This window comes from Marinomonas spartinae, from assembly GCF_016461715.1.
Taxonomy (GTDB): domain Bacteria; phylum Pseudomonadota; class Gammaproteobacteria; order Pseudomonadales; family Marinomonadaceae; genus Marinomonas; species Marinomonas spartinae_A.
This window is the reverse complement of sequence record NZ_JAEMUI010000011.1, coordinates 134,139-154,490: the sequence shown is the minus strand read 5'-3', so window position 1 is coordinate 154,490 and position 20,352 is coordinate 134,139. Positions and strand designations below refer to the sequence as shown.

At 43.8% G+C, this 20,352-nt stretch carries 15 protein-coding genes and 1 CRISPR repeat array; of the genes, 9 read left to right on the top strand and 6 right to left on the bottom strand.

What is annotated here, in order from left to right; translation table 11 throughout:
* Positions 1–393: hypothetical protein (locus JHD45_RS11930; RefSeq protein ID WP_199476739.1), on the bottom strand; the 393-nt coding region annotated here is incomplete at its 3' end.
* A 318-nt stretch (positions 394–711) separates the two neighbouring features.
* Positions 712–1,386: direct repeats of the CRISPR family, unit length 35 nt; unit sequence GTCTCAACGGCCTAAGCGGCCAATCACTCTGAGGG.
* A 421-nt stretch (positions 1,387–1,807) separates the two neighbouring features.
* On the opposite strand from JHD45_RS11930, the gene JHD45_RS11925 reads away from it, so the two are divergent.
* From JHD45_RS11925 to JHD45_RS11915, 3 genes are all read left to right on the top strand, one after another.
* The gene (locus JHD45_RS11925; RefSeq protein WP_199476738.1) at positions 1,808–3,019 is read left to right on the top strand and encodes an MFS transporter; all 1,212 of its coding nucleotides are present in this window, start codon (positions 1,808–1,810) and stop codon (positions 3,017–3,019) included.
* A 144-nt stretch (positions 3,020–3,163) separates the two neighbouring features.
* Positions 3,164–5,314, top strand: a complete 2,151-nt coding sequence (locus JHD45_RS11920) for an FAD-dependent oxidoreductase (RefSeq protein WP_199476737.1) — start codon at positions 3,164–3,166, stop codon at positions 5,312–5,314.
* An 86-nt stretch (positions 5,315–5,400) separates the two neighbouring features.
* Positions 5,401–5,877 (top strand): GyrI-like domain-containing protein, encoded by a 477-nt coding sequence (locus JHD45_RS11915; RefSeq protein WP_199476736.1) that lies wholly within the window; start codon positions 5,401–5,403, stop codon positions 5,875–5,877.
* 159 nt (positions 5,878–6,036) lie between these two features.
* On the opposite strand, the gene JHD45_RS11910 is transcribed toward JHD45_RS11915, so the two are convergent.
* Positions 6,037–6,942 carry a LysR family transcriptional regulator gene (locus JHD45_RS11910; RefSeq protein WP_199476735.1) on the bottom strand — a complete coding sequence of 302 codons (906 nt, stop codon included), beginning with the start codon at positions 6,940–6,942 and terminating at the stop codon, positions 6,037–6,039.
* A gap of 137 nt (positions 6,943–7,079) precedes the next feature.
* On the opposite strand from JHD45_RS11910, the gene JHD45_RS11905 reads away from it, so the two are divergent.
* Positions 7,080–7,805 (top strand): sulfite exporter TauE/SafE family protein, encoded by a 726-nt coding sequence (locus JHD45_RS11905; protein WP_199476734.1) that lies wholly within the window; start codon positions 7,080–7,082, stop codon positions 7,803–7,805.
* Here the strand turns inward: JHD45_RS11905 and rarD are convergent.
* The 3 genes from rarD to JHD45_RS11890 all read right to left on the bottom strand — a co-directional run bounded on the left by rarD (position 7,783) and on the right by JHD45_RS11890 (position 11,329).
* A complete protein-coding gene (rarD, locus tag JHD45_RS11900) occupies positions 7,783–8,733 on the bottom strand; it encodes an EamA family transporter RarD (protein ID WP_199476733.1) in 951 nt (316 codons plus the stop codon). The two genes, JHD45_RS11905 and rarD, sit on opposite strands and share 23 nt — an antisense overlap.
* A gap of 214 nt (positions 8,734–8,947) precedes the next feature.
* On the bottom strand, positions 8,948–10,324 hold the full coding sequence (locus tag JHD45_RS11895) for a histidine-type phosphatase (protein WP_199476732.1): 1,377 nt from the start codon (positions 10,322–10,324) through the stop codon (positions 8,948–8,950).
* Positions 10,325–10,522: 198 nt separating this feature from the next.
* On the bottom strand, positions 10,523–11,329 hold the full coding sequence (locus JHD45_RS11890) for an ATP-grasp domain-containing protein (RefSeq protein WP_199476731.1): 807 nt from the start codon (positions 11,327–11,329) through the stop codon (positions 10,523–10,525).
* Positions 11,330–11,831: 502 nt separating this feature from the next.
* On the opposite strand from JHD45_RS11890, the gene JHD45_RS11885 reads away from it, so the two are divergent.
* From JHD45_RS11885 to JHD45_RS11870, 4 genes are all read left to right on the top strand, one after another.
* A complete protein-coding gene (locus JHD45_RS11885; RefSeq protein ID WP_199476730.1) occupies positions 11,832–13,451 on the top strand; it encodes a methyl-accepting chemotaxis protein in 1,620 nt (539 codons plus the stop codon).
* A 103-nt stretch (positions 13,452–13,554) separates the two neighbouring features.
* Positions 13,555–15,177 carry a methyl-accepting chemotaxis protein gene (locus JHD45_RS11880; protein WP_233407780.1) on the top strand — a complete coding sequence of 541 codons (1,623 nt, stop codon included), beginning with the start codon at positions 13,555–13,557 and terminating at the stop codon, positions 15,175–15,177.
* A 155-nt stretch (positions 15,178–15,332) separates the two neighbouring features.
* Positions 15,333–16,211: a nuclear transport factor 2 family protein gene (locus tag JHD45_RS11875; RefSeq protein WP_199476728.1), complete on the top strand. Its 879-nt coding sequence runs from the start codon at positions 15,333–15,335 to the stop codon at positions 16,209–16,211.
* Positions 16,212–16,419: 208 nt separating this feature from the next.
* On the top strand, positions 16,420–16,827 hold the full coding sequence (locus tag JHD45_RS11870) for a gamma-glutamylcyclotransferase family protein (RefSeq protein WP_199476727.1): 408 nt from the start codon (positions 16,420–16,422) through the stop codon (positions 16,825–16,827).
* On the opposite strand, the gene JHD45_RS11865 is transcribed toward JHD45_RS11870, so the two are convergent.
* Positions 16,799–17,956, bottom strand: a complete 1,158-nt coding sequence (locus JHD45_RS11865; RefSeq protein WP_199476726.1) for an aldose 1-epimerase family protein — start codon at positions 17,954–17,956, stop codon at positions 16,799–16,801. The genes JHD45_RS11870 and JHD45_RS11865 overlap by 29 nt on opposite strands.
* Before the next feature lie 333 nt (positions 17,957–18,289).
* On the opposite strand from JHD45_RS11865, the gene JHD45_RS11860 reads away from it, so the two are divergent.
* Positions 18,290–20,281 (top strand): methyl-accepting chemotaxis protein, encoded by a 1,992-nt coding sequence (locus tag JHD45_RS11860; protein ID WP_199476725.1) that lies wholly within the window; start codon positions 18,290–18,292, stop codon positions 20,279–20,281.
* The last annotated feature ends 71 nt before the right edge of the window (positions 20,282–20,352 follow it).

Below are 20,352 nucleotides of genomic sequence, written 5' to 3'. Positions count from 1 at the left end.
GGCTTTATTTTCCTCTGATGTGGTGAAGTTTTGGTTTTTTTCTGAATCAATTTTCTTATTTTTCTTTTTTGTGTCATTAATTACTTTCTGTGCTTCTAATGCTGAAAAGGCATCTACCCATTGTGCTTGTACTGACTCATCACATATCTCTTTAAACATTAACTTAATGGTGTTTCTAGCTTGAATCCCTGGAAAGGTTTTATTGTTATAGCTTTTAAGACTGTCAGATGAAATGGCGGTATGTCTATAAACCCCTTTGGTTAACTCTTCTGTTATTTCAGAGTAGGTATCTTTAGTGATGCCAGCAAACCCCATAAAGGCGTTTAATAAGGCACCTAAATTTTGAGTTTCAGGTGGCGGCTGTGTCACGGTAGCGTATTTTTGCTTGTTCATAATATGCTTCCTTAGCATTATGAAGTAAAAGTTGAATAAGTTTGATGCTTCATCGGAGCAAGCTGCTCATCGTGTAATAAATACTATCGACTTTTATTACATAGGTCATCTCTGAATAGAGGCGATGAATTTATTAAGCCGTTTTATTTTTCGATTAGTCGCTAGTTGCTCTGAGGAGTATTAGAGGCGAGATGGTAGGGAAAGAGTCAATCACTCTGATGGCGTGCATTAGCACGCATAGCTAAAGCAAAGTTTGAGTCTCAACGGCCAATCACTCTGAGGGGGGGGCGACAGTGTTTCAAGCCACTGGCCCATTTCGTCTTAACGGCCTAAGCGGCCAATCACTCTGAGGGGAAATGTTTACTTCTCTCAAAGTGGAAAAGCTATGTCTCAACGGCCTAAGCGGCCAATCACTCTGAGGGTCAAAGCTTTTTCAGCGACGGCGGAACGACTAACAAGTCTCAACGGCCTAAGCGGCCAATCACTCTGAGGGCTGAGGACGGCGTATACCTTAGAATTATTTCAAGTGGTGTCTCAACGGCCTAAGCGGCCAATCACTCTGAGGGTTGAAGAGGCCCTATCACAAAAAACCTCAATTAATGCGTCTCAACGGCCTAAGCGGCCAATCACTCTGAGGGATTTTACGCCAACACATAATTGAAATTATCCTTGCGTCTCAACGGCCTAAGCGGCCAATCACTCTGAGGGATTTGGAACAACCTTGAATCTCAATCTAAAGTAGAGTCTCAACGGCCTAAGCGGCCAATCACTCTGAGGGGCCTTAAACCAGTTGTTTTTGAAAAAGGGCGCGACTGTCTCAACGGCCTAAGCGGCCAATCACTCTGAGGGGTAAAGCAAGCTCTGGATGTGGCGGAGAAAGTGTTAAGTCTCAACGGCCTAAGCGGCCAATCACTCTGAGGGGTAAAGCAAGCTCTGGATGTGGCGGAGAAAGTGTTAAGTCTCAACGGCCTAAGCGGCCAATCACTCTGAGGGAGTACCCTCTTTTTTCTTAATTATTTCAAACAGTTAAAAGCTGATTTCCCCCGCCCTCAAGTTATTCACAAGTGAGTTCTTTAAAAATAGCGAAAAAGACATAAAAAATCAAGCTAACTTATTGATTTTTCATCTATTCCCGCCCTATTGATTAAAAATATCTAAAGGGCTGGTTTTAACAGGTTGTTGTTAAAGAACATTTGGTAGTTATCCACAGAAAGAGCGTTTTTATACTGCAAGGGCGGAGGAAGTAGGGGTGAATCTTGTTCCCTCTACTGATTTGCTTTTTTTACGCCTAGAGCTAAGTATCGACCTTTTTTCTATTTATTAGGAATATCAGGTCTCCTTTGTTGTTTTTTGTTTTAGAATAGCGGCCTTAATTTATCGGTAGGGTCTTCCCATATTATTAAAAGGAAATTAAATGTCCAGCTCCTCCTCTTACAGATTAAATGCAGAGACAAAAACCCATTGGTTTGAGGTAGTTTTATTATGGGTTTCTGGGGTGGCGGCGGCGATGCAGTTCGCGAAGTTTTCCATTTCTTATGATGAACTGTTAACTCATTATCAAGCCGGGCCTGCTTGGACCGGGGCGTTGATTTCTGTGGTGGGGATTGTCGGCTTGATTTTTGGGGCGTCTGCAGGTGTGGTCGCAGGGCGCATGGGGTATCTCAATGTGTTAGTGGGTGCTCTAGCCATTGGTTCTTTGTTGTCCGTTCTTGAATCCTTTTTGCCATCCTTTATGACAATGCTGGTACTTCGCGTATTAGAAGGCATGTCGCAGTTAGGTGTCGTGGTGGCTGCGCCAACCATGATTGCGCGATTAAGTGCCCCTCAACACCGTTCTATTACCATGGGCCTGTGGGGTACCTTCTTCGGAGTGGCGTTTGCTATAACCGGTTGGCTAGGCAATAAATTACTGAGTGCCTATGGTCTACAGGGGCTTTTGCTTGTCCATGGGGTGCTCATTGGCAGTATGGCGCTTGTTTTATGGTGGCTGCTCAGTCAATACAAATCGGTTTATGAGAATCAAAGTGCTCCGTCCTCGTTAGGTTTTTGGACGCAATTACGCAATATGTATAAGACGCCCCGTACATTGCTGCCTGCTTTGGTGTTTTTGTTTTACACCTGTATGTTGGTGTCGCTTCTGACGTATATTCCGACATTGATTTCGGACGAGAAACTGAGAAATTTGTTGCGTATCACCTTGCCGTTAACCAGTACGGCTGGCACGTTTTTGGCAGGGGCGTTATCCCAATATGTGATGCGCCCACAACGCGTCGCCTTGTTGGCGTTTTCCTCGGTTGCTGTGGGGGCAGTATTTGCCCATTTTAGTCAGTCTTATCCTATTATTTTTGCGCTGTCTGTTAGCTTGATGGTGCTATCGGCGGGTATGGTGCCTGGGTCGGCTTTGTCGATGATTCCATTGGTTACTCGGTCTGCGGGCGAACAGGCCCAAGGCTACGGTTTAATAGCCCAGTTAGGAAATTTAGGAGCCACCATTGGGCCGCCAAGTTTCGCTGCTATGATTGCCTTAATGAATACTGAAGGCTTGGTATTGCTGGTGCTGTTTTTGTGTGTGCTAGGTGGGCTTTTTAGTTTCTTAGCAGGTCGTTTACCTTCAAATCCTTCTTAGAACCTCTTGTCGTTCGTCTTATTGTGCATGGGTTAATGCGCTTCTTGAATATATTGAGTAAATGCATGCTTTCTCCGTAAGAAATCGACCTGTTCTAACGTCTAATGCGTATACTCAGTAACATAGACTTAATGGATTTGCTATATGAAAAAAATCGGGCTGCTTGTTGTCATTGTGCTGATGGTAGTCGGCTTTTTCTATTTTGATTTAAACCGTCTGCTGACACTGGATGGCTTAAAATCAGGGTTAGAACAGTTTGAAGTGTGGCGTAATAAGAGCCCTTTTTTGGTGTATGGTGCCTTCTTTTTACTCTACATTGCGGTTACCGCGCTGTCTTTACCTGGCGCTGCCATTATGACATTGGCGGCAGGGGCCTTATTTGGTCTAGGGTGGGGGGTGTTGATGGTGTCCTTTGCCAGTTCGATTGGTGCGACTTGCGCTTTTCTCGTATCCCGTTATTTGCTGCAAGATGTGGTACAGGCCCGTTTTGGTAGCCGTCTTAGTACGATTAACGAAGGTATTGAGCGAGACGGTGCTTTTTATCTGTTTACTTTGCGCTTGGTGCCTGTTTTCCCTTTCTTTTTAATTAATTTATTAATGGGGCTAACTAGGATCCGAGCGGTGACCTTTTATTGGGTGAGTCAAGTCGGGATGCTTGCGGGAACGCTTGTGTATGTGAATGCCGGCACTCAGATCGGTCACTTGGACAGTTTGTCTGGCATTTTGTCGCCGTCCTTATTGCTGTCTTTTGTGTTGCTCGGCGTGTTTCCTCTGTTGGCAAAAAAATTGACGGAGGCAATTAAATCCCGACGCGTTTATCGCGCTTACACCAAGCCAAAACAGTTTGATCGTAATTTGGTTGTTATTGGTGCAGGTGCGGGTGGATTGGTGAGTGCTTACATTGCGGCAACAGTAAAAGCCAAAGTCAGTTTGGTTGAGGCGCATAAAATGGGCGGTGATTGCCTAAATTATGGCTGTGTGCCCAGTAAAGCGTTAATCAAGAGTGCCAAAGTGGCCCATCAAATGCGCCACGGAGCGAATTATGGTTTAGAAGGTTGTGAGCCGCGATTTTCCTTTCGTTCTGTCATGGAACGGATTCAAGAGATTATCGAGGAAATAGAGCCCCACGATAGTGTGGAACGATACACTCAGCTCGGTGTCGATGTCATTCAAGGTTATGCCAAAGTCATTGATCCTTGGACGGTAGAAATACAGCGTCAGGATGGGAAAACACAGCGCTTAACCACGCGTAGCATTGTACTGGCGACGGGTTCTAAACCTTCTGTACCGGATATCCCAGGATTAGAAGAGGTTGGGTATCTGACCAGTGATACCTTATGGGAAACGTTCTCGCAGTTAGACGAAGCACCAAAGCGTTTGGTGGTGTTGGGTGGTGGGCCAATTGGTTGTGAGTTAGCGCAGAGCTTTGCTCGTCTTGGTTCTCACGTGACACAAGTTGAATCCTCAGAACGTATTCTTAGTCGAGAAGATACGGATGTGAGTGAGTTTGCTAGAGCGACCCTCACGAACGATGGGGTGACTGTGCTGACGGAACATAAGGCGGTTCGCTGTGAGATGAATAACGGACAAAAATGCGTATGGCTTGAGCATAATGGCTCAGAAGTGAGAGTCGAATACGATGCGCTCATTTGTGCTGTAGGCAGAGAAGCGCGATTAACGGGCTATGGCTTGGAAGAATTGGGCATCGAAACCAAACGACATCTAGTAACAAATGACTATTTACAGACCTTGTTCCCGAACATTTTAGCAGCAGGTGATGTGGCTGGCCCTTACCAATTTACCCACGTGGCGGCCCACCAAGCTTGGTACGCAGCGGTTAATGGATTATTTGGGCAATTTAAGAAGTTTCGTGCGGATTATCGAGTGATTCCTTGGACAACCTTTATTGATCCTGAAGTGGCGCGAGTTGGCTTAAATGAACAAGATGCCAAAGCGAAGGGCGTTGCTTTTGAGAAGGTGTGTTATGGCGTAGATGATTTGGATCGTGCGATTACTGAAAGCGAAGCGAAAGGTTTTGTAAAGGTGCTAACGGTGCCGGGAAAAGACACTATTCTGGGTGTGACCATTGTTGGTGAGCATGCTGGAGAATTACTGGCCGAATTTGTACTGGCCATGAAGCATGGGCTGGGGCTGAATAAGATATTGGGGACGATTCATACCTATCCAACATGGGCAGAAGCAAATAAATATGCAGCGGGAGAGTGGAAGCGTGCCCATGCCCCAGATAGGTTGCTACGTTGGGTAGAGAAATACCACACATGGCGTCGCGGCTAGGAAGGGGATTCTAGGGCATTCTTAATGTTGCCTCATGTTTAGGGGAAGTCGCAAAGAAAGCGGTTAGGTACTATTGGGAAGAATGTATGGCATATCATATTAAAGACGCAATCCAAGTTAAAGGGTTGAAAATAAAAACGACAGCTCATAATGAGATGACAACGCTAGGGAAGATTGGCCCATTGTGGGATCATTTTATGACTGAAATTTTGCCACAATTAGAGGAGGATTGTCAGTTATACGGTGTTTGTCATTATCGTAATAGCAATACGCATAATGACTTAGATTTTGTTCTTGGTGCGAAAGTGGAGGATATGGACAAGCAGCCAATTCAAACGGCTCATGAGCTTACCAGCATAACGATAGAGGCGGGGGGCTTCTTATCATTTGCCGCAATGGGTGAACACCGACCGTCGGTGATGAGGGCTTGGCAGCAAGCGCACCAATTTTTTAATGAAGAGGGGTGTCTTTATGCTCGTACCTATAAAACGGACTATGTGCATTATATAGATACTCACATGGCAACGCTTTATGTGTCGGCGATTAAAAAAACAGCGGAATAAGGGGGACGTAAGGGAGAACTGGGTTCGACAAAAGTCTTATCGTGTTGTTATTTATATAGGTGATAACTTTTTCAATTTTTTGAAAAATGCATAATTTCGATGAAAACTTGCAAATACATCTCTAAAAGTCATGTCATTGTTTTACCCTTCTCGCTCCGCTTAGCTTTCGTCTTTTGGTACGGTGACGTTTTTCATAAATTCCCAGAATAGGTTCGCTTGAGAGCTTTGAGTTTGCTGGCGTAAGCGAATCATAAAAATAGGCATACTGTTATGAGAGGTGAAGTTCTCAATTTCTATGGTGACTAGAATGCGTTTCTCGAGTTCTGTCTCTATCATATAACGTGGTATGCGTCCCCATCCCAGCCCTTGAAATAGCAGAGACTTTTTTGCTTGGAAGTCATTAATATACCAGCGTTTCCCAGTATCAAGGACATATCGGTGGCCTTTGTCTCCTTGATGGTTATTTGTCCCTCCCACCATGATCTGTGGAGTAGAATACAGCTGCGGCTGTTTTACCTTGTTGTTCCCTCCATTGATGGAAAGCAGCAGTTCTGGCGTGGCGACGGTAACCATTTCAATTCGCGTGATTTCAATAAAAGCATGTTGGTCATCTAATCCATAACGGGGGCCAATGGCGATGTCGGCATTGTCTTTTTTGAGGCTTTCTTGAACGCCATGGAGGTGATCTGTAGTGATCTCTAAGGGAACGTCAGGGTAAGCGTGTTGAAAGCGTTTAATGAGCACCAAACACTCATCTGATAGGCTCATTTGTCCCACGCAAAGTCGTAATGGTGTGGCAGCTCCGTGGGCTAGGTCGTGGCCTAGGTGTTCTAGCTGTTGCACCTGAGACATAAGCTTTTTGCTTTGTCGAAAAAAGGCATGTCCTTCAGAGGTCAAGGTTGGGCGATAACTGTCCCGATCAAAAAGTTGCAGACCATAGCGTGTCTCTAATGCTTTGACGGCAGCACTGATACTGGGTTGCGTTTTATGAATGCTGTCCGCCGCTGAACGAAAGCTCCCCGCTTCGACAACGGCGATGAAAGCCCGTATTTGATCCAGTTTCATGATATTTATACCTGATCATTATAATAATAAAATGAAATTATTTTTAACTCATTATTTCTTTTATCATAGTCGTCATCAAAAGCCGAGCCTTGTTGCTAATAATAAGGCTTAGAAAGTGAAATAAGTGGAGAGTAAAATTGGATACCACATTTTGGGTATTATCTGTCGCTGGTTTAATTACCGGCTTTTCTAAATTTTCTGTCGGCGGAATGGGTTTACTGATATTGCCGGTGGTGATGATGGTGTTTCCTGGGCCTGAGGCACTCGGTATTCTGATTCCTTTGTATATCATTACCGATATGATGGCCGTGTACAGCTATCGCGAACAAATTTCATGGCGTGTATTAGCGCGTTTTCTGCCCTTAGCATTCTTAGGGGTGTTAATTGGGGGGCATTTTTTATCAAACATCGATGCCCATCAGTTTGTGAGTTTTTTGGGGGCCATCATTGTTGCCATGATTGCTTTAGGTTTGTATTTAGATCTTCGTCCGGCGACCTTTATGCGTAATCCATTGGCGGCTTATGGCATGGGATTTATGGGGGGCGTTGTGAGCACGATTGCGAACGCTGCTGGCCCTTTATTTAGTTTGTTTTTGTTAGAGCAGAAGCTGGGAAAAGAGTCGTATGTCAGTACGCGGGCATGGGGATTTTTCATTATCAATCTGGCGAAAATTCCTATGTACATCAGCTTAGGCTTACTCAGCGCTAAGACGACCGAAATCAGTTTGCAAGCGTTGCCAGGATTGGCCATCGGGGCATTTATTGGTTTTCACTTTCTGAAAAAAGTGAACCCTTCACAATTCAAATGGTTAATTCGTGTTATGTCACTGATGGCAGCCGCTAAATTGTTTCTGTTTTCTTAGCCGTTGGAGGGCTTTGTTCAAGTAGAGGTTCATCATTAAGCAACTTTTCAGGTTTGCGCAGCTTGCGAATGGAGTCAAAGATGAGTAACGCCAGCGCGGTCCAAATCAGACCAAAAGTGATTAATTTGGCGGGGGCTAAGGGTTCGTGGTAAAGGAACACGGCGAGAATAAACATGCCACTTGGCCCTATGTATTGAAAAAAGCCGAGAGTGGTTAGACTGACTCGGTTGGCGGCAGCACCAAAAAACATGAGTGGTACCATAGTGACTGGGCCGGATGCAAATAAGAGCCAATTGGTTAAATCGGTATTTTCCAGCATATTGGAGGTGGGCGTATGGATACTAAACAAATACACCAAGGCGACTGGTAATAGGAGAACCGTTTCTACCGCCATGCCCGTAAAGCTGTCTACCGCCACTTTTTTGCGCACCAATCCATAAAACCCAAAGGTCAGAGCGAGTAACAACGCGATCCAAGGTAATGAACCAAAGCGGATGACCTCAAATGTCACTGCAATAAAGCATAAAACAACAGCGGCTTTACGCACCCGGTCCAACTTTTCTTTAAAGAAAATCATACCCAATAGGATGCTGATTAAAGGGTTGATGTAGTACCCCAAGCTGGCACTGAGTAGCATGTTGTTGGCGATAGCCCAGATAAAGGTTCCCCAATTGAGACCAATCAACAAGGTGGATATGGCCATGAAGAAAATGGTCTGTTTGGAGGCAAATACAGCTTTGACCTTGCTGGTTTTGCCCATGGCGATGATGAGTACAAACACAATTAAGCAAGACCAAATAATACGATGGGCAAGAATTTCGATGGGAGGAACAAAGGACATAACTTTGAAATACATAGGCGCAATCGCCCATATGCCAAATGCGGCGAGAGCATAGGCAACGCCGCTTTTAGAAGAAGAGTTTGGCATTATCGTCCTTATTGTTTTCCATGAATCAACCACTTGTCTGGTACTTTTAGCACTTATTGGTTACAAAGTCAGCTAATTTATACGGTTGAAAAATGCGTCTATGGTAGCGGGAGATAAGAGATACCGCCAATAATAAAAAGCCAGCCATCAAGCGCTCACTTATAATGGCTGGCTTTTGTTGCTTGCTCTTTTTCTATTGAGTTAGTTCTGGGGGCTATTCACCGTAGCAGTGTTCTAACTCAGTAAATTTATAAAAGTAACTGCCTTTTTGGATCGGCTGGCACTGGCTTGAAAACGGAATTTCTTTTTCGTTATATAACATTCTAACAAGAAGCGTGCCAGCTTTGTCTTTATATACATCCCACTGAATGTTCGCACTATATGGAGACACCCAAGAGCCACGCCATGGGTTGTTTTCATAGCGATATAGCTGGCCTTTCGCAACGCTTTTAGTACTACCTTCTAAATGCATTTGAGCGGCAAATGGTATCACCGTTTCGGCATGAGCAAAGCGAATTTTTGCCGCTTTTTTATTACTGCCGTTTTGAATACCTTTTACCTCCTTAAAGAAATCATCCTCTAAGACTTTTGCCATGCGGTAGGTAATGTCTGTGCCAGCAAAGCTTGGCCCTTTCTCGTAGAAGTCTTTTCCGTCGAGCACATAAGTAAACCATTGTGACTCAGCTGGTGTGACAAAATCGATAAACTGCCAAGGCTGTTTACCTGCTTCATAGGAAAGCCCTGGTGCTGCTAAGTATAAGTTGAATAATTGTATCGCTGCGTCAACGTCGTTGTAAATGGTTGGCTTGCTTTTGTTTTTCTGCAGAAAAGATAATTTCCCCGCCGCTAATTGCGCAACGAAAGCGGGTGTGTAAACCCGCTCTAGCATTTGTTGCGCCATTGCATGGGTTTTAGGCAGGTTCATTAACTGTTTAATGGCTGCTTGCAGGGCTGGATCATGCTTTTTATAGTCTTGATAATACTGGTTGCTTTTTTGTTTATGAAAATAGAGCTGGGCTTTGTTTATAATGGGTTTGCTGACTAACGAGCGTATGGCGGGGTTCTCTTGTTCCATACCTGATATAAAGGCTAAGCCACTGTCTTTTGCGCGTTTTTTCCCCGAATATTCCATTTCAATGGGTTGGTGGTTGTTTACTGCACGCTCGAATAGGCTTTTGTCTCGCATCACAAGACGTTCACCGATCATTTTTTGTTCTAACTTGCCACGTTTAGATAAATTACCGTACCCCATTTTTTGGTTAGCTGCCATAAAACGCTCTATTTCTGGCCCAAGACGTTTGCCCAATGGGGTTAAGGCGTTTTGGGCTTTGGCGGCTTGCCAAATTTTTAGGCTGATATAGTCATATTTAGGGCTGGATAAAGCACGTGACCCATGACGAGCAAGCAGTTCAGTATAAACCAAATGATAGCCGTTTGGAGTGGCTTGGTAATGAGCCGATGAGGCTTGTGGTTGATAAACAGATTTGGTCCCATACGCATAATGTTTGGACGGCACCTGTTTTTGGTCTAATGTACTGCAGCCAGACAGAGGGATAACGATAGTGAACAGCAAAAATAGGGACTTTTTCATAAGCAACCTTTTTAATCTCTTATTCGTTAGCGAATGCACATAGGATCAATTTGTGCGCCAAGAGTAGGGTATTTCAATTGCATTTTTGTTACGCAGAGAGAACAGAGACTAAGGTCCACAAGAGACGAGACTCCGCACTGTGGATGAATAACCACGGTGCGGGCATTGGGGCAGCAAGCTAGCAAGTCGTTTCGGGGCTTAAAAGCCAATCGGCTGATCGGTTAGGGTGGCAGTAGACAATAAGTGTTGTTCGTTTAAATAGTTCAATAGCTCGGTATTAACATCACTTTGTATACTGGCGATGCCTTGGTTGCCAAAAATACGATTTATTTCGATAACATAAGGGGTTGCGCCTACCATGGCGATATCGAATCCTGCGTGGTTAATATCCAACGATTGCGCTAGGTAGGTGACAAGATCTTGTGCCTCTTTGGGGATGAGCCCGATTTCTACTTGGCCACCTTGGCTAATATTGTTATGAAAGCCATTGTCGGATTGTAAGCGCCAATAGCCATTAACGATTTTATTACCCACCCAAATGACGCGTATGTCTCTATCAATGGGCAAATATTCCTGTGCGTATAACACATCCGTCTTTTCCAGATAGTCGCGCCATTGGCCAATGGTCTCGATAAGAAAAACCCCATTTCCCATGCTACTTTTAGGAATTTTTGCGACGAAGGGTAGGAACATGGTATCCCAGATTTTATCCGCTTCGTAAGGAGTGTTTGCCGTAATAATAGTATAGGGGTGATGTTGCGGCGTCACTACTCGAAACGTTCGTGTCATCTCTACTTTGTCATGGCCTATCATATAAGATGCCAGACTGGGAAAAATGCGTTTTTTTAACCCGTGCACCAAGGCGTTCAGTTGCCAATATTGTGGGAATAGCAACCAGTCTGCCTGTTTAATGTCTTCCAAATGGTCATACATGGATTCGGGTTTGATGTAACGGACATTCGGTAAGTGTAAGGTGCGTAGGGCGTCAAAAGAGATGATGTTCATTTATTCATAGTCAGTAGCGAAACATCGCGCGATTTTAGAGCCAAACCGCTTAAAAAAGAAACGATTTTTTCACTTATTACGAATATTAAAGGTGATGATGGAAAGCAGGGATGGTTGAGAGGGGCCAAAGGAAGAAGGGATAGAAAAATGATACATAAACAAGCGAGAGTCTCGGAGAAAATTGCGTTTGCATTATTATTTTAAAAAATAGCCAGTATAGGAAAATAAAAAATTAATATATTAAAACAATGAGTTGTGACTTTTTTCTGCTCTGCTTTCTATTGGGAATACAAAATTTTGTATTAATATTACAAAATATCACATTTGGTACCTTGCGGGTTTCTATTGTGGGTGTCATTTTTAAATAGATGTTGCAAATTTAAGGAGACGTTGAAGGCTTATATATAGGAAAGTTTGCCTCGCAACAGGATTAAATCACAAAATGGATTTTGTGCTTATTTCAATATGAAGTAAGGCAGATCCAAACAGGGAAGCCACTAATATGTTAACCCTTTCAACTATTCGAGCTAAATATACGGTTGCCTTTGGTATTCTTACCTTTGTTTTTTTAAGTGTTGTCATTGCTACATTTATGTTGGTTTCCTACCTGCAAAGTAGTGTTGGAAAGTTTGCTGATGGGGCATCTCTTATTCAAAATGCCGATCGAGACTTATATCAGTCTCGCCTTGCGTTGGCGTCTTTAGTATTTGATAAAACGGCTAAGAATCCTGATGAATTAAAGCTTAAGGTCACGAGTAATGCCCAGCAAGCACTTGATCGTATGCAAGCATTTCTTTCTATGACTCAAGATGTCGACGAAATTCACCAAGCACTCAGTGTATTCGATACCTTATATAAAACTTGGAAAGATGACACTATGAGTATTATCGCTATGGTGGACAACAAACAATATGATGGCGCTACGCTTGCTTTTGTTGCCCAAAATCAAACTCATTTCACCAGTTTACGGAATCTCTATGACCAATCTGAGGAGTTGATTTCTAAGTATGCTGAGTTGGAACAAATCAGTATTGATGCTTACTCAAACAGTTTTAAGACGGCGGTCGGTGTTTTAGCGATGATTGTGTTGGCGTTTAGTATTTCATTGGCTTGGTTTGCTCCTAAAAACATTTCTAATTCGATTCGCCGAGTGACCTTTGGTGTGCGCCAAATTAGTTCAGGTGATGGGGATTTAACACGTCGTATTAATAGCGTTAAAAAGGACGAAACAGGAGAATTAAGCAGAGAGTTAGATGGCTTTGTCGCCCGTCTGGGTAAGCTCATTGGTGATGTAAGATACGGCTGTGAACATATTCGTGAAGAAATGCATCACCTTGGAGAATCTGCTTCGCAATCGGCTGGTTTAAGTGAAAGGCAAAATGTGGCGTTGGATTTTATTGTCACCGCTGTAGAAGAAATGGGCGGCGCGACAAGAGAAGTCGCTCATAATGCAACGCAAACGGTGGATGAAGTGGAAGCCTTAAATCGTTGTGCTGATGAGGGAGCGAAACAATTAAAAGCCTCACTTCAACAATTGGACGATCTAGCAAAACAAGTGAGTAATGCCTCCAGTGTGATTGAGCAATTGTCTACCCGTTCCGACCGTATTGCTTCTGTGCTTGATGTAATTTTAGGTATTGCCGAGCAAACTAATCTATTGGCTTTAAATGCAGCAATAGAAGCGGCTAGAGCGGGTGAGCAAGGTCGTGGCTTTGCCGTCGTGGCAGACGAAGTGCGTAATTTAGCGAGCAAAACCCAAGATTCTACGACAGATATTCAAAATATGATTAACGATCTGCAATCTGGGGTAACGGACGCTGTGCAATCCATTTCAGAGAGCGTCAAAATGTCGATGTTAACGGTAGATTTAACCCAAGAGACTGCCGCCTCAATTGATGTGATTAAGACATCGGCAACACGTATTTATGATTTCACCACGCAAACCGCCAGTGCCACGGAACAGCAAAGTAAAGTCACGGATGAGATCAATCAAAACCTGTCCAACTTAGCGGATATGTCCAAAGAGGTACTGGGGATTTCTCGCCGCATTAACGACTCTGTTAATGAAACGTTAACGAATTCCGATGCCTTAGCAAAGCAAGTCAAGCGTTTTACTGTCTAAGCATTTTGTCGTCTAGTGTGACAAAGGGTTAGTCAATATAGCGTTGCTTTCAGATTAAGTTGTCCTGAATAGTGACAGTAAATGATGATAAAGGACGATGATCATGTTATCTAGCATTCGTAGCCGATATACCGCCATTTTTAGTTTGTTGTCTCTGGTATTTTTACTCGTTGCGGGAGCGGCGTATTTTTTAGTGTCCTATCTGCAAACCAGTAGTAATAAGTACGTAGAAGGGGCGTCTTTTGTTCAAAATGCGGATCGAGATTTGTATCAGTCTCGCTTAGCACTAGCGGACATGGTGTTCGCTAAGCAGGATGTGTTGTCGAGTAACTTGGCTGACTATGAACAAAAAGTGGTGACAAATGGGCGTCAAGCGCTTGATCGTATGGCACGATTTAAGGCATTGACGGTGGATTTGCCTGATATTCAAGCAGTATTGGTTAAAGTTGATGCCTTATCCGATCTCTGGCGAGCCAGTAGCTTACATATCATTGAGTTGATCAAAGATGGCAAGCAGGCTGACGCTTTGGTCTTATTTCTTGGTAAAAACCAGCAGGAATTTGGTGCTTTACGTGAGCGCTACGATGTTTCTGGACAGTTGGTGATGAAGTATGCTGATTTGGAGCAGCAGGCGATACAAGCTTATTCATCCAGTTTTAAACTCATTGTAGGGGTGCTCTCTATCGTTGTCTTGGGAGGAAGTATGTTACTGGCTTGGTTTGCTCCGCAAACCATTTCACGGGCTATTCGTAAAGTGACTGATGGGGTGCGCGAAATGAATTCCGGAGACGGTGATTTAACCCGCCGCATTAACAGTAAAAAGAAGGATGAAACCGGAGAACTTAGCAACGAATTGGATCAGTTCGTTGGTCGATTGGGGGAATTGATTTTACAAATTAGAACGCGTTGTGATGATATTCGTGGTGCAATGGTTAGTTTAGAAAGTGCTACCGAGCAATCTGATCAACTCAGCATTCGACAAAATGAGGCGTTAGATTTTGTCATCACTGCAATAGAAGAAATGAGCTCAGCAACCACAGAAGTCGCTCGAAATGCCAATGATACCGTGTCAGAAGTGGGTGTGTTAAACCAGCAAGCGCAAAGTGGCGAAGCCAATGTGCAATCCTCTATTGATATGCTCAATCAGTTAGCCGCACAAATTGAAACCGCATCGAACGCCATTGAGCAACTGTCAAAACGCTCAGGTCAAATTACCACGGTACTGGATGTGATTTTAGACATTGCCGAGCAAACCAATTTATTGGCATTAAATGCGGCCATTGAAGCGGCCAGGGCGGGCGAAAAGGGGCGGGGTTTTGCGGTGGTGGCCGATGAAGTTCGTAACTTAGCCAGTAAAACACAAGCCTCTACGGCGGATATTCAAGAGATGATTAATGAGTTGCAATCAGGGGTTGGTAGTGCCGTCTCGGTAATTGCTGAAAGTGTTAATATGGCGCAGACAACAGTAACCAGTAGTCAACAAACCCATACGGCTATTTTGAATCTAAAACGCTCCGCTCAGAGTATTTATGACTATACAACTCAGACGGCCAGTGCAACAGAAGAGCAAAGTAAAGTCAGCGATGAAGTGAATGATAATTTGTCTCAGTTAGCTGAGATGACAAAAGAGATTGTGGTGATTTCACAAGCAATTAATCAAAGCGTGAGAGAAACGTTACGAGACTCCAGTGAAGTAACCACTCAAGTGAAACGTTTCACAGTCTAAACAGGTGTCTTTAGCATAAATTTATGGTGCTTTATTCATTACAGTATAATTTTAATACGATAGTTTTACCTTTTCTAAGCAAATTTTCTCTTTTTATTAAGATCAATTTGCGTAATCTATGAACTGAATTTCATTATCATAGAAAGGATGTTGTCATGATTGGTCGTTTAGTCAGTGCAGGGCTAGTATCGTGTGTGTTATTGGTGGCTGGTTGTGCCAGTTCCCCTTCAGCGCAAAAAACGGCAGTTAATGAAAAAGACATTGCCGTTACCGTTTTGCAAAAACTGGGTACGACGGATCCCAATTATTTAAATTATATCCGTGAGGATTATATTCAGCATAATTTGGGGGCTGCGACAGGTAAACAAGGACTGATTAATTTCCTGAAACAGTTTCCTTCGACGCCCGCTAAAGACAGTAAAAGTTATGCTGTGCGAGTATTACAAGATGGGAATTATGTGATTGTCCAATCCAATATTATTCCCTATAACTCGGTCGTATTTGATATTTTCCGTTTTGAAAATGGCAAAATTGCTGAACACTGGGATAATATCCAAAGCTTAGAAAAGCAGCCCAATCCAAGTGGGCATACGCAGACCGATGGCACGACGAAAATTGTTGACCGTGATAAGACCCTGTCCAATAAACGTTTGGTCAGAAACTTTGTACAGACGGTTTTGGTGGACGGCAAGAGTGATGAAATGCCCAAATTCATCAGCTCTACCCAATATATTCAGCATAATCCACATATCTCAGATGGGATGGCAGGCTTGAGAAAAGCCTTTGCCAATATGACAAAGCAAGGGCAACTTTCTCATTATCGTAAAATTGAGGCTGTCTTTGGTGAAGGAAACTTTGTGTTGGTGGTCAGTAGCGGTCAGGATAACAATAAGCCGATTGCTTTGTATGATTTATTTCGGGTTGCCAACAATAAAATCGTCGAGCATTGGGATGTGGTCGCTCCCATTCCGCCTAAAGCTCAGCAGAAGAATGATAATGGCAAATTTAATTTTCCTGACGCTGTCATGAAGTGACATTACATGCTTTTCGTATAGAGTCTGCTATGCATGGACCATTGATAAAATGCTTTCTAAAGTAACCATTTTATCAATGAATTAAAGGTTGTCTTTGGGATGTGTAATAAGGCTGTAATTTATCACTAAACACCCTGTTTTAAGCTTGAAATGCTTTGGCGGTATGAGGGATGCTTTGCTGATTAGTATGACTGGATGGAAACGAAAAATGTCTTCAAATATTGTCGCAGTGTATGACTCGCTCAGATTTGGTTTTAGTGATCACGAAATGATTGTTGATAGTCAACCTATCGGTAAAGGCTGGCTAACAGGATTTCGAATGTTCAACCTTGGACAGTATCCTGGTGTAGTGAAAACCTACGAGGAGAATCAACGGGTTCGTGTGGAATGGTATAAGGTGAGTGATAGTACTCTTGAGGCTTTGGATCGTATGAAGGAGTATGATCCAAATTCTCCGGATGACTCTCTGTTTGTTCGTGTGCGAGTTCATTCGCCTTATGGTAGAGGCAGTATGTACATTTATAATCAATCCCTTCAACAGTCGACGCCTGTTGAAGGGGGAGATTGGGAAAGAGCCATAGCTCGTACTACGCGTCGAGAAATACCAGTGGTGTAGTGTTTACTTGGCACGTTTGTCTGGCTTGCAAAGCGTCAATACGCGCTTTGCTTGCTATGACTTGGTGCTCATCTGTTAACAGTCCAAAACGTACCATAAAATGTTTTGTTTCCCCTGCCTGAATGGTGGGGACTAACCCCAGCTCGCGTTGGTAACGGCGGTTATAAGCAAAACTGGTTCCTGGCTCAATGCCGACAACATAACCTTGTTCTTCTGTGTCTGTGTTTTTCCAAATCGTTAATACTGGCAAGGTATCAGTCTGGTAAGTCACTTCTATTCCCGACGTAGCATTGGCATTGTGTAGCAAGGCGCAGCTTAAGTGATTTTCATCACTGATCGGGCGCACATTAAACACCATTTCATCAAAGTCCTTAGTGGGAGCTGGCATTTGATTCCAGTGCTCTAATCCTTGGGCGGCATAATTATTAAAGGGGGATATTTCTGTTGCAGGTACATGCAATTGGGCCCCTTTTTCTAAAATAGGTTGGGCGAAGTTATTGTGGTAAATCGCTTGATATTCACGTTCGTAACTTCCCTTGTTGATTAAGGTGTCCTCTATCGTCAAATAAGGCTCATCAATGGAAAGGGACAAACAGGTTTCGATTTCAAAGTTGGTGGATTTGAAGCGTTTTTCGTCCACCCGTCCACGGAGTGTCACTCGGTAAGGCGGGGTTTGTTCAATTTCGAGCACGACTTCGTCAGCGGGTGTATTTTGAATGCGACCATGTAGTGTTAAAAACTCATCACCGTCTTGTCCTGGATGCCCTGCCCATTGATAACCACATCGTACGACCATTTCATTAAAACCATCTAACCAACCTGATCCACCAGAGGCTTCTTGATTGATAAAGCTTGGATGGACGATTTCTTTTACGGGGGACTGCCAGCCAAAGCGCACGCCGTTTCGAACTGCATCTAATATTGCCATGGCACGGGTCGGGACAATGCGAACGGTTGTTTCACCCACGGTTAGGGTGATGATTCGGGAGCCAGCCTGTTTACCGCCAACTAAGCAGGATTGAGCAATATGGATTGGTAACTCTTTTGGCAAGCCCATTTGTTCGGCATTTAGGGAAAAGTTAGCAACATCAACTTTCTGTTGATGGCTAAGAATAGCAAGTGTAAACATGAAACGTCTCCAAGTTAGGTTTGACTATGCTAGCGTGGGTCATCATAAAAAACCATACGACTTGTAGAGCGCAAAGAAGAGGGGTTTTACCTTGTCGGCTTGTATGGTTTAGGAGGGTCGTATTGATTGTTATTGGTTGCCAGAGCAAAATGTAAAATTAGAGGTGTATTTCTTTATCTTATACTGACAAAATATTTGCGTTATCTCTGTTAAGTAACATTTGACTGGGATGATGTGATTACATTGATGTAAAGCAAAAAATGGACAGGATGCCCATATGTCCCGTTTGGTTTTTTTGTTAAGTAACTCTTGTTTGAAAAACATGGAGACAGCATGAAGCCCACCTTGAAAATTCGCCAGCAAATCACTATTGGTCTGCTTGCTATTCTTATTTTAGCCTTAGCCTGTATTTATGCCGTTGTCGAGTTTAAGGTAAAGCCAGATCTTACCTCAGAACGTCAAAAACAAATTGCCGTTAATCAAGAGGCACTATCCGATTTACTGAGTGCCAAATTAGACAAAATTCAGGTGCTCACCAGTACTCTGGCATTACTTAGTGCGCGTTTGCCTAAGGATGAAGCGTTATTCAAGACACTTTTCCCCAGTGTTATAGACAATCATGGCGATACCAGCATTGCTGGTGGGGGGATCTGGCCTGAGCCAAATGCCTTCACAAAAGGCGTTGATCGTCGTAGCTTTTTTTGGGCGCGTTCCGATTCTGGTATGAAGTACCTTGATGACTATAATGATCCTTCTGGCCCAGGCTATCACAACGATAGCTGGTATACCGTGGGACGTAATGCACCAGTGAACCGCTGCTCTTGGTCCGATGCCTATATTGATCCTGTTACCAAAACCCCTATGGTGACTTGTACTGTACCAATTAAAGAGAAAGGCCAGTTCTCGGGGGTGGCTACGATCGATATGATGTTGGCGGATATTACCAAATCATTAGAAGCCTATGGAGCTGAAAACCGAGGTTATGTGTTTGCCATTGACCCTATAGGGCAAGTGATCAGCTTTCCGAAAGGCAAAGCCAATCTTGTCAAAAGCGATGGTAGCATGTTAACGGTTGCCAATTTAGCTGAGCAATACCCATCGTTAGCCCTCGCTTTAAACTATTACAATCAATCTGGTCAACAACAAGGTTTTGAAGAAGGAAAGGACTCTATTTTAGGTGGGGCGGCTTATGTGAATGTGATTAAGCTGCCTAATACTGGTTGGACCATTGGTTTGGTAGTAGAAAAGTCTCGTATGACGGAAATCGCGCAAAATATGGGCTGGTTCCTGATGTTGGCCATTGGCGCATTATTGGTTGTCGTTGGTGTGATTGCTGCCATTTTCTTCCGCAGCTTGTTAGGGCAAATCAATCAAACCACCACGCGAATACACCAGCTGGCTGAAGGCGGCAGTACACAAGAGCTTGAGGTTGGTAAACTCAATGAATTGGGAGAGTTACGTCAAGCTGTTAACGGATATGGCGATAAACTCAAACAATTATTAGGACAAATTCACCAAGAGTCAGCCAACTTAGTGAAAGACGCGGGTCGTTTAAATGAGTTCAGTCATGACTTCTTGAATAAAGCAAATAGCTTGAGTGATGAAAACCATACTTTAGCGGCGGCAACTGAAGAATTAGCTGCCACCTCTCATGATGTGTCCATGTACGCCAATGAAACGAAGGAAACGGTTGAGCGTATCCATAACGATGTTCGTGTGAGTGGTAAAGAAATGGGCGAGGTAATTAGTACCATGCGCTCTCTCACGCAGGCCATGACCTTAGCGCAACAAAATATTCTCAAGCTGGATGAAGACAGTCGTCAAGCGAATAACATGTTAAGTGTGATTCGCGATATTGCAGAGCAAACGAACTTATTAGCCTTAAACGCCGCGATTGAGGCCGCTCGGGCGGGTGAAACAGGACGGGGCTTTGCCGTTGTGGCGGATGAAGTGCGTAATTTGGCGGCTAAGAGTGAAAGTTCGGCGGTGGAAATTGAGCAGGTACTCGGACGTTTACAGGTTGGCTCGAAAGAGTCGGTTAGCTCGATGGAGATAGGGCAGAAGGAGACTGAGAAGGCGGTGCAAACAGCCGAACTCACGGCGGATCATCTACAACAAGTGGTGAACGCCTTCTCGCAAATTACTGAACAGGCAACACAGATTTCTGAGGCGGCCCATGAGCAGCAAAAAGTCTCTCAAGATCTCACTCGGTTTGTTTCGCGTTTGCAAGAATTGACTGGCAGTAATGCGGCAGATTCAAACACACTCAGTAGTATGAGCAAAGAGATAGATGCGATTGCCAAACGTTTAAATGCCTTAAGGTGAGTGGTTAGATTACCATAAGCTTAAATTGTATCAGTTCAATAAAAGGCCCCACTTACCATGGGGCTTTTTTA

What these genes read in the sequence shown, in the direction of transcription:
- JHD45_RS11915 (WP_199476736.1), top strand. Translation starts at nt 5,401, where the DNA reads ATGGCATATCATATTAAAGACGCAATCCAAGTTAAAGGGTTGAAAATA.
- JHD45_RS11890 (WP_199476731.1), bottom strand. Translation starts at nt 11,329, where the DNA reads ATGAACATCATCTCTTTTGACGCCCTACGCACCTTACACTTACCGAAT.
- JHD45_RS11925 (WP_199476738.1), top strand. Translation starts at nt 1,808, where the DNA reads ATGTCCAGCTCCTCCTCTTACAGATTAAATGCAGAGACAAAAACCCAT.
- JHD45_RS11910 (WP_199476735.1), bottom strand. Translation starts at nt 6,942, where the DNA reads ATGAAACTGGATCAAATACGGGCTTTCATCGCCGTTGTCGAAGCGGGG.
- JHD45_RS11870 (WP_199476727.1), top strand. Translation starts at nt 16,420, where the DNA reads ATGTCTTCAAATATTGTCGCAGTGTATGACTCGCTCAGATTTGGTTTT.
- JHD45_RS11880 (WP_233407780.1), top strand. Translation starts at nt 13,555, where the DNA reads ATGTTATCTAGCATTCGTAGCCGATATACCGCCATTTTTAGTTTGTTG.
- JHD45_RS11895 (WP_199476732.1), bottom strand. Translation starts at nt 10,324, where the DNA reads ATGAAAAAGTCCCTATTTTTGCTGTTCACTATCGTTATCCCTCTGTCT.
- JHD45_RS11920 (WP_199476737.1), top strand. Translation starts at nt 3,164, where the DNA reads ATGAAAAAAATCGGGCTGCTTGTTGTCATTGTGCTGATGGTAGTCGGC.
- JHD45_RS11865 (WP_199476726.1), bottom strand. Translation starts at nt 17,956, where the DNA reads ATGTTTACACTTGCTATTCTTAGCCATCAACAGAAAGTTGATGTTGCT.
- rarD (WP_199476733.1), bottom strand. Translation starts at nt 8,733, where the DNA reads ATGCCAAACTCTTCTTCTAAAAGCGGCGTTGCCTATGCTCTCGCCGCA.
- JHD45_RS11860 (WP_199476725.1), top strand. Translation starts at nt 18,290, where the DNA reads ATGAAGCCCACCTTGAAAATTCGCCAGCAAATCACTATTGGTCTGCTT.
- JHD45_RS11875 (WP_199476728.1), top strand. Translation starts at nt 15,333, where the DNA reads ATGATTGGTCGTTTAGTCAGTGCAGGGCTAGTATCGTGTGTGTTATTG.
- JHD45_RS11885 (WP_199476730.1), top strand. Translation starts at nt 11,832, where the DNA reads ATGTTAACCCTTTCAACTATTCGAGCTAAATATACGGTTGCCTTTGGT.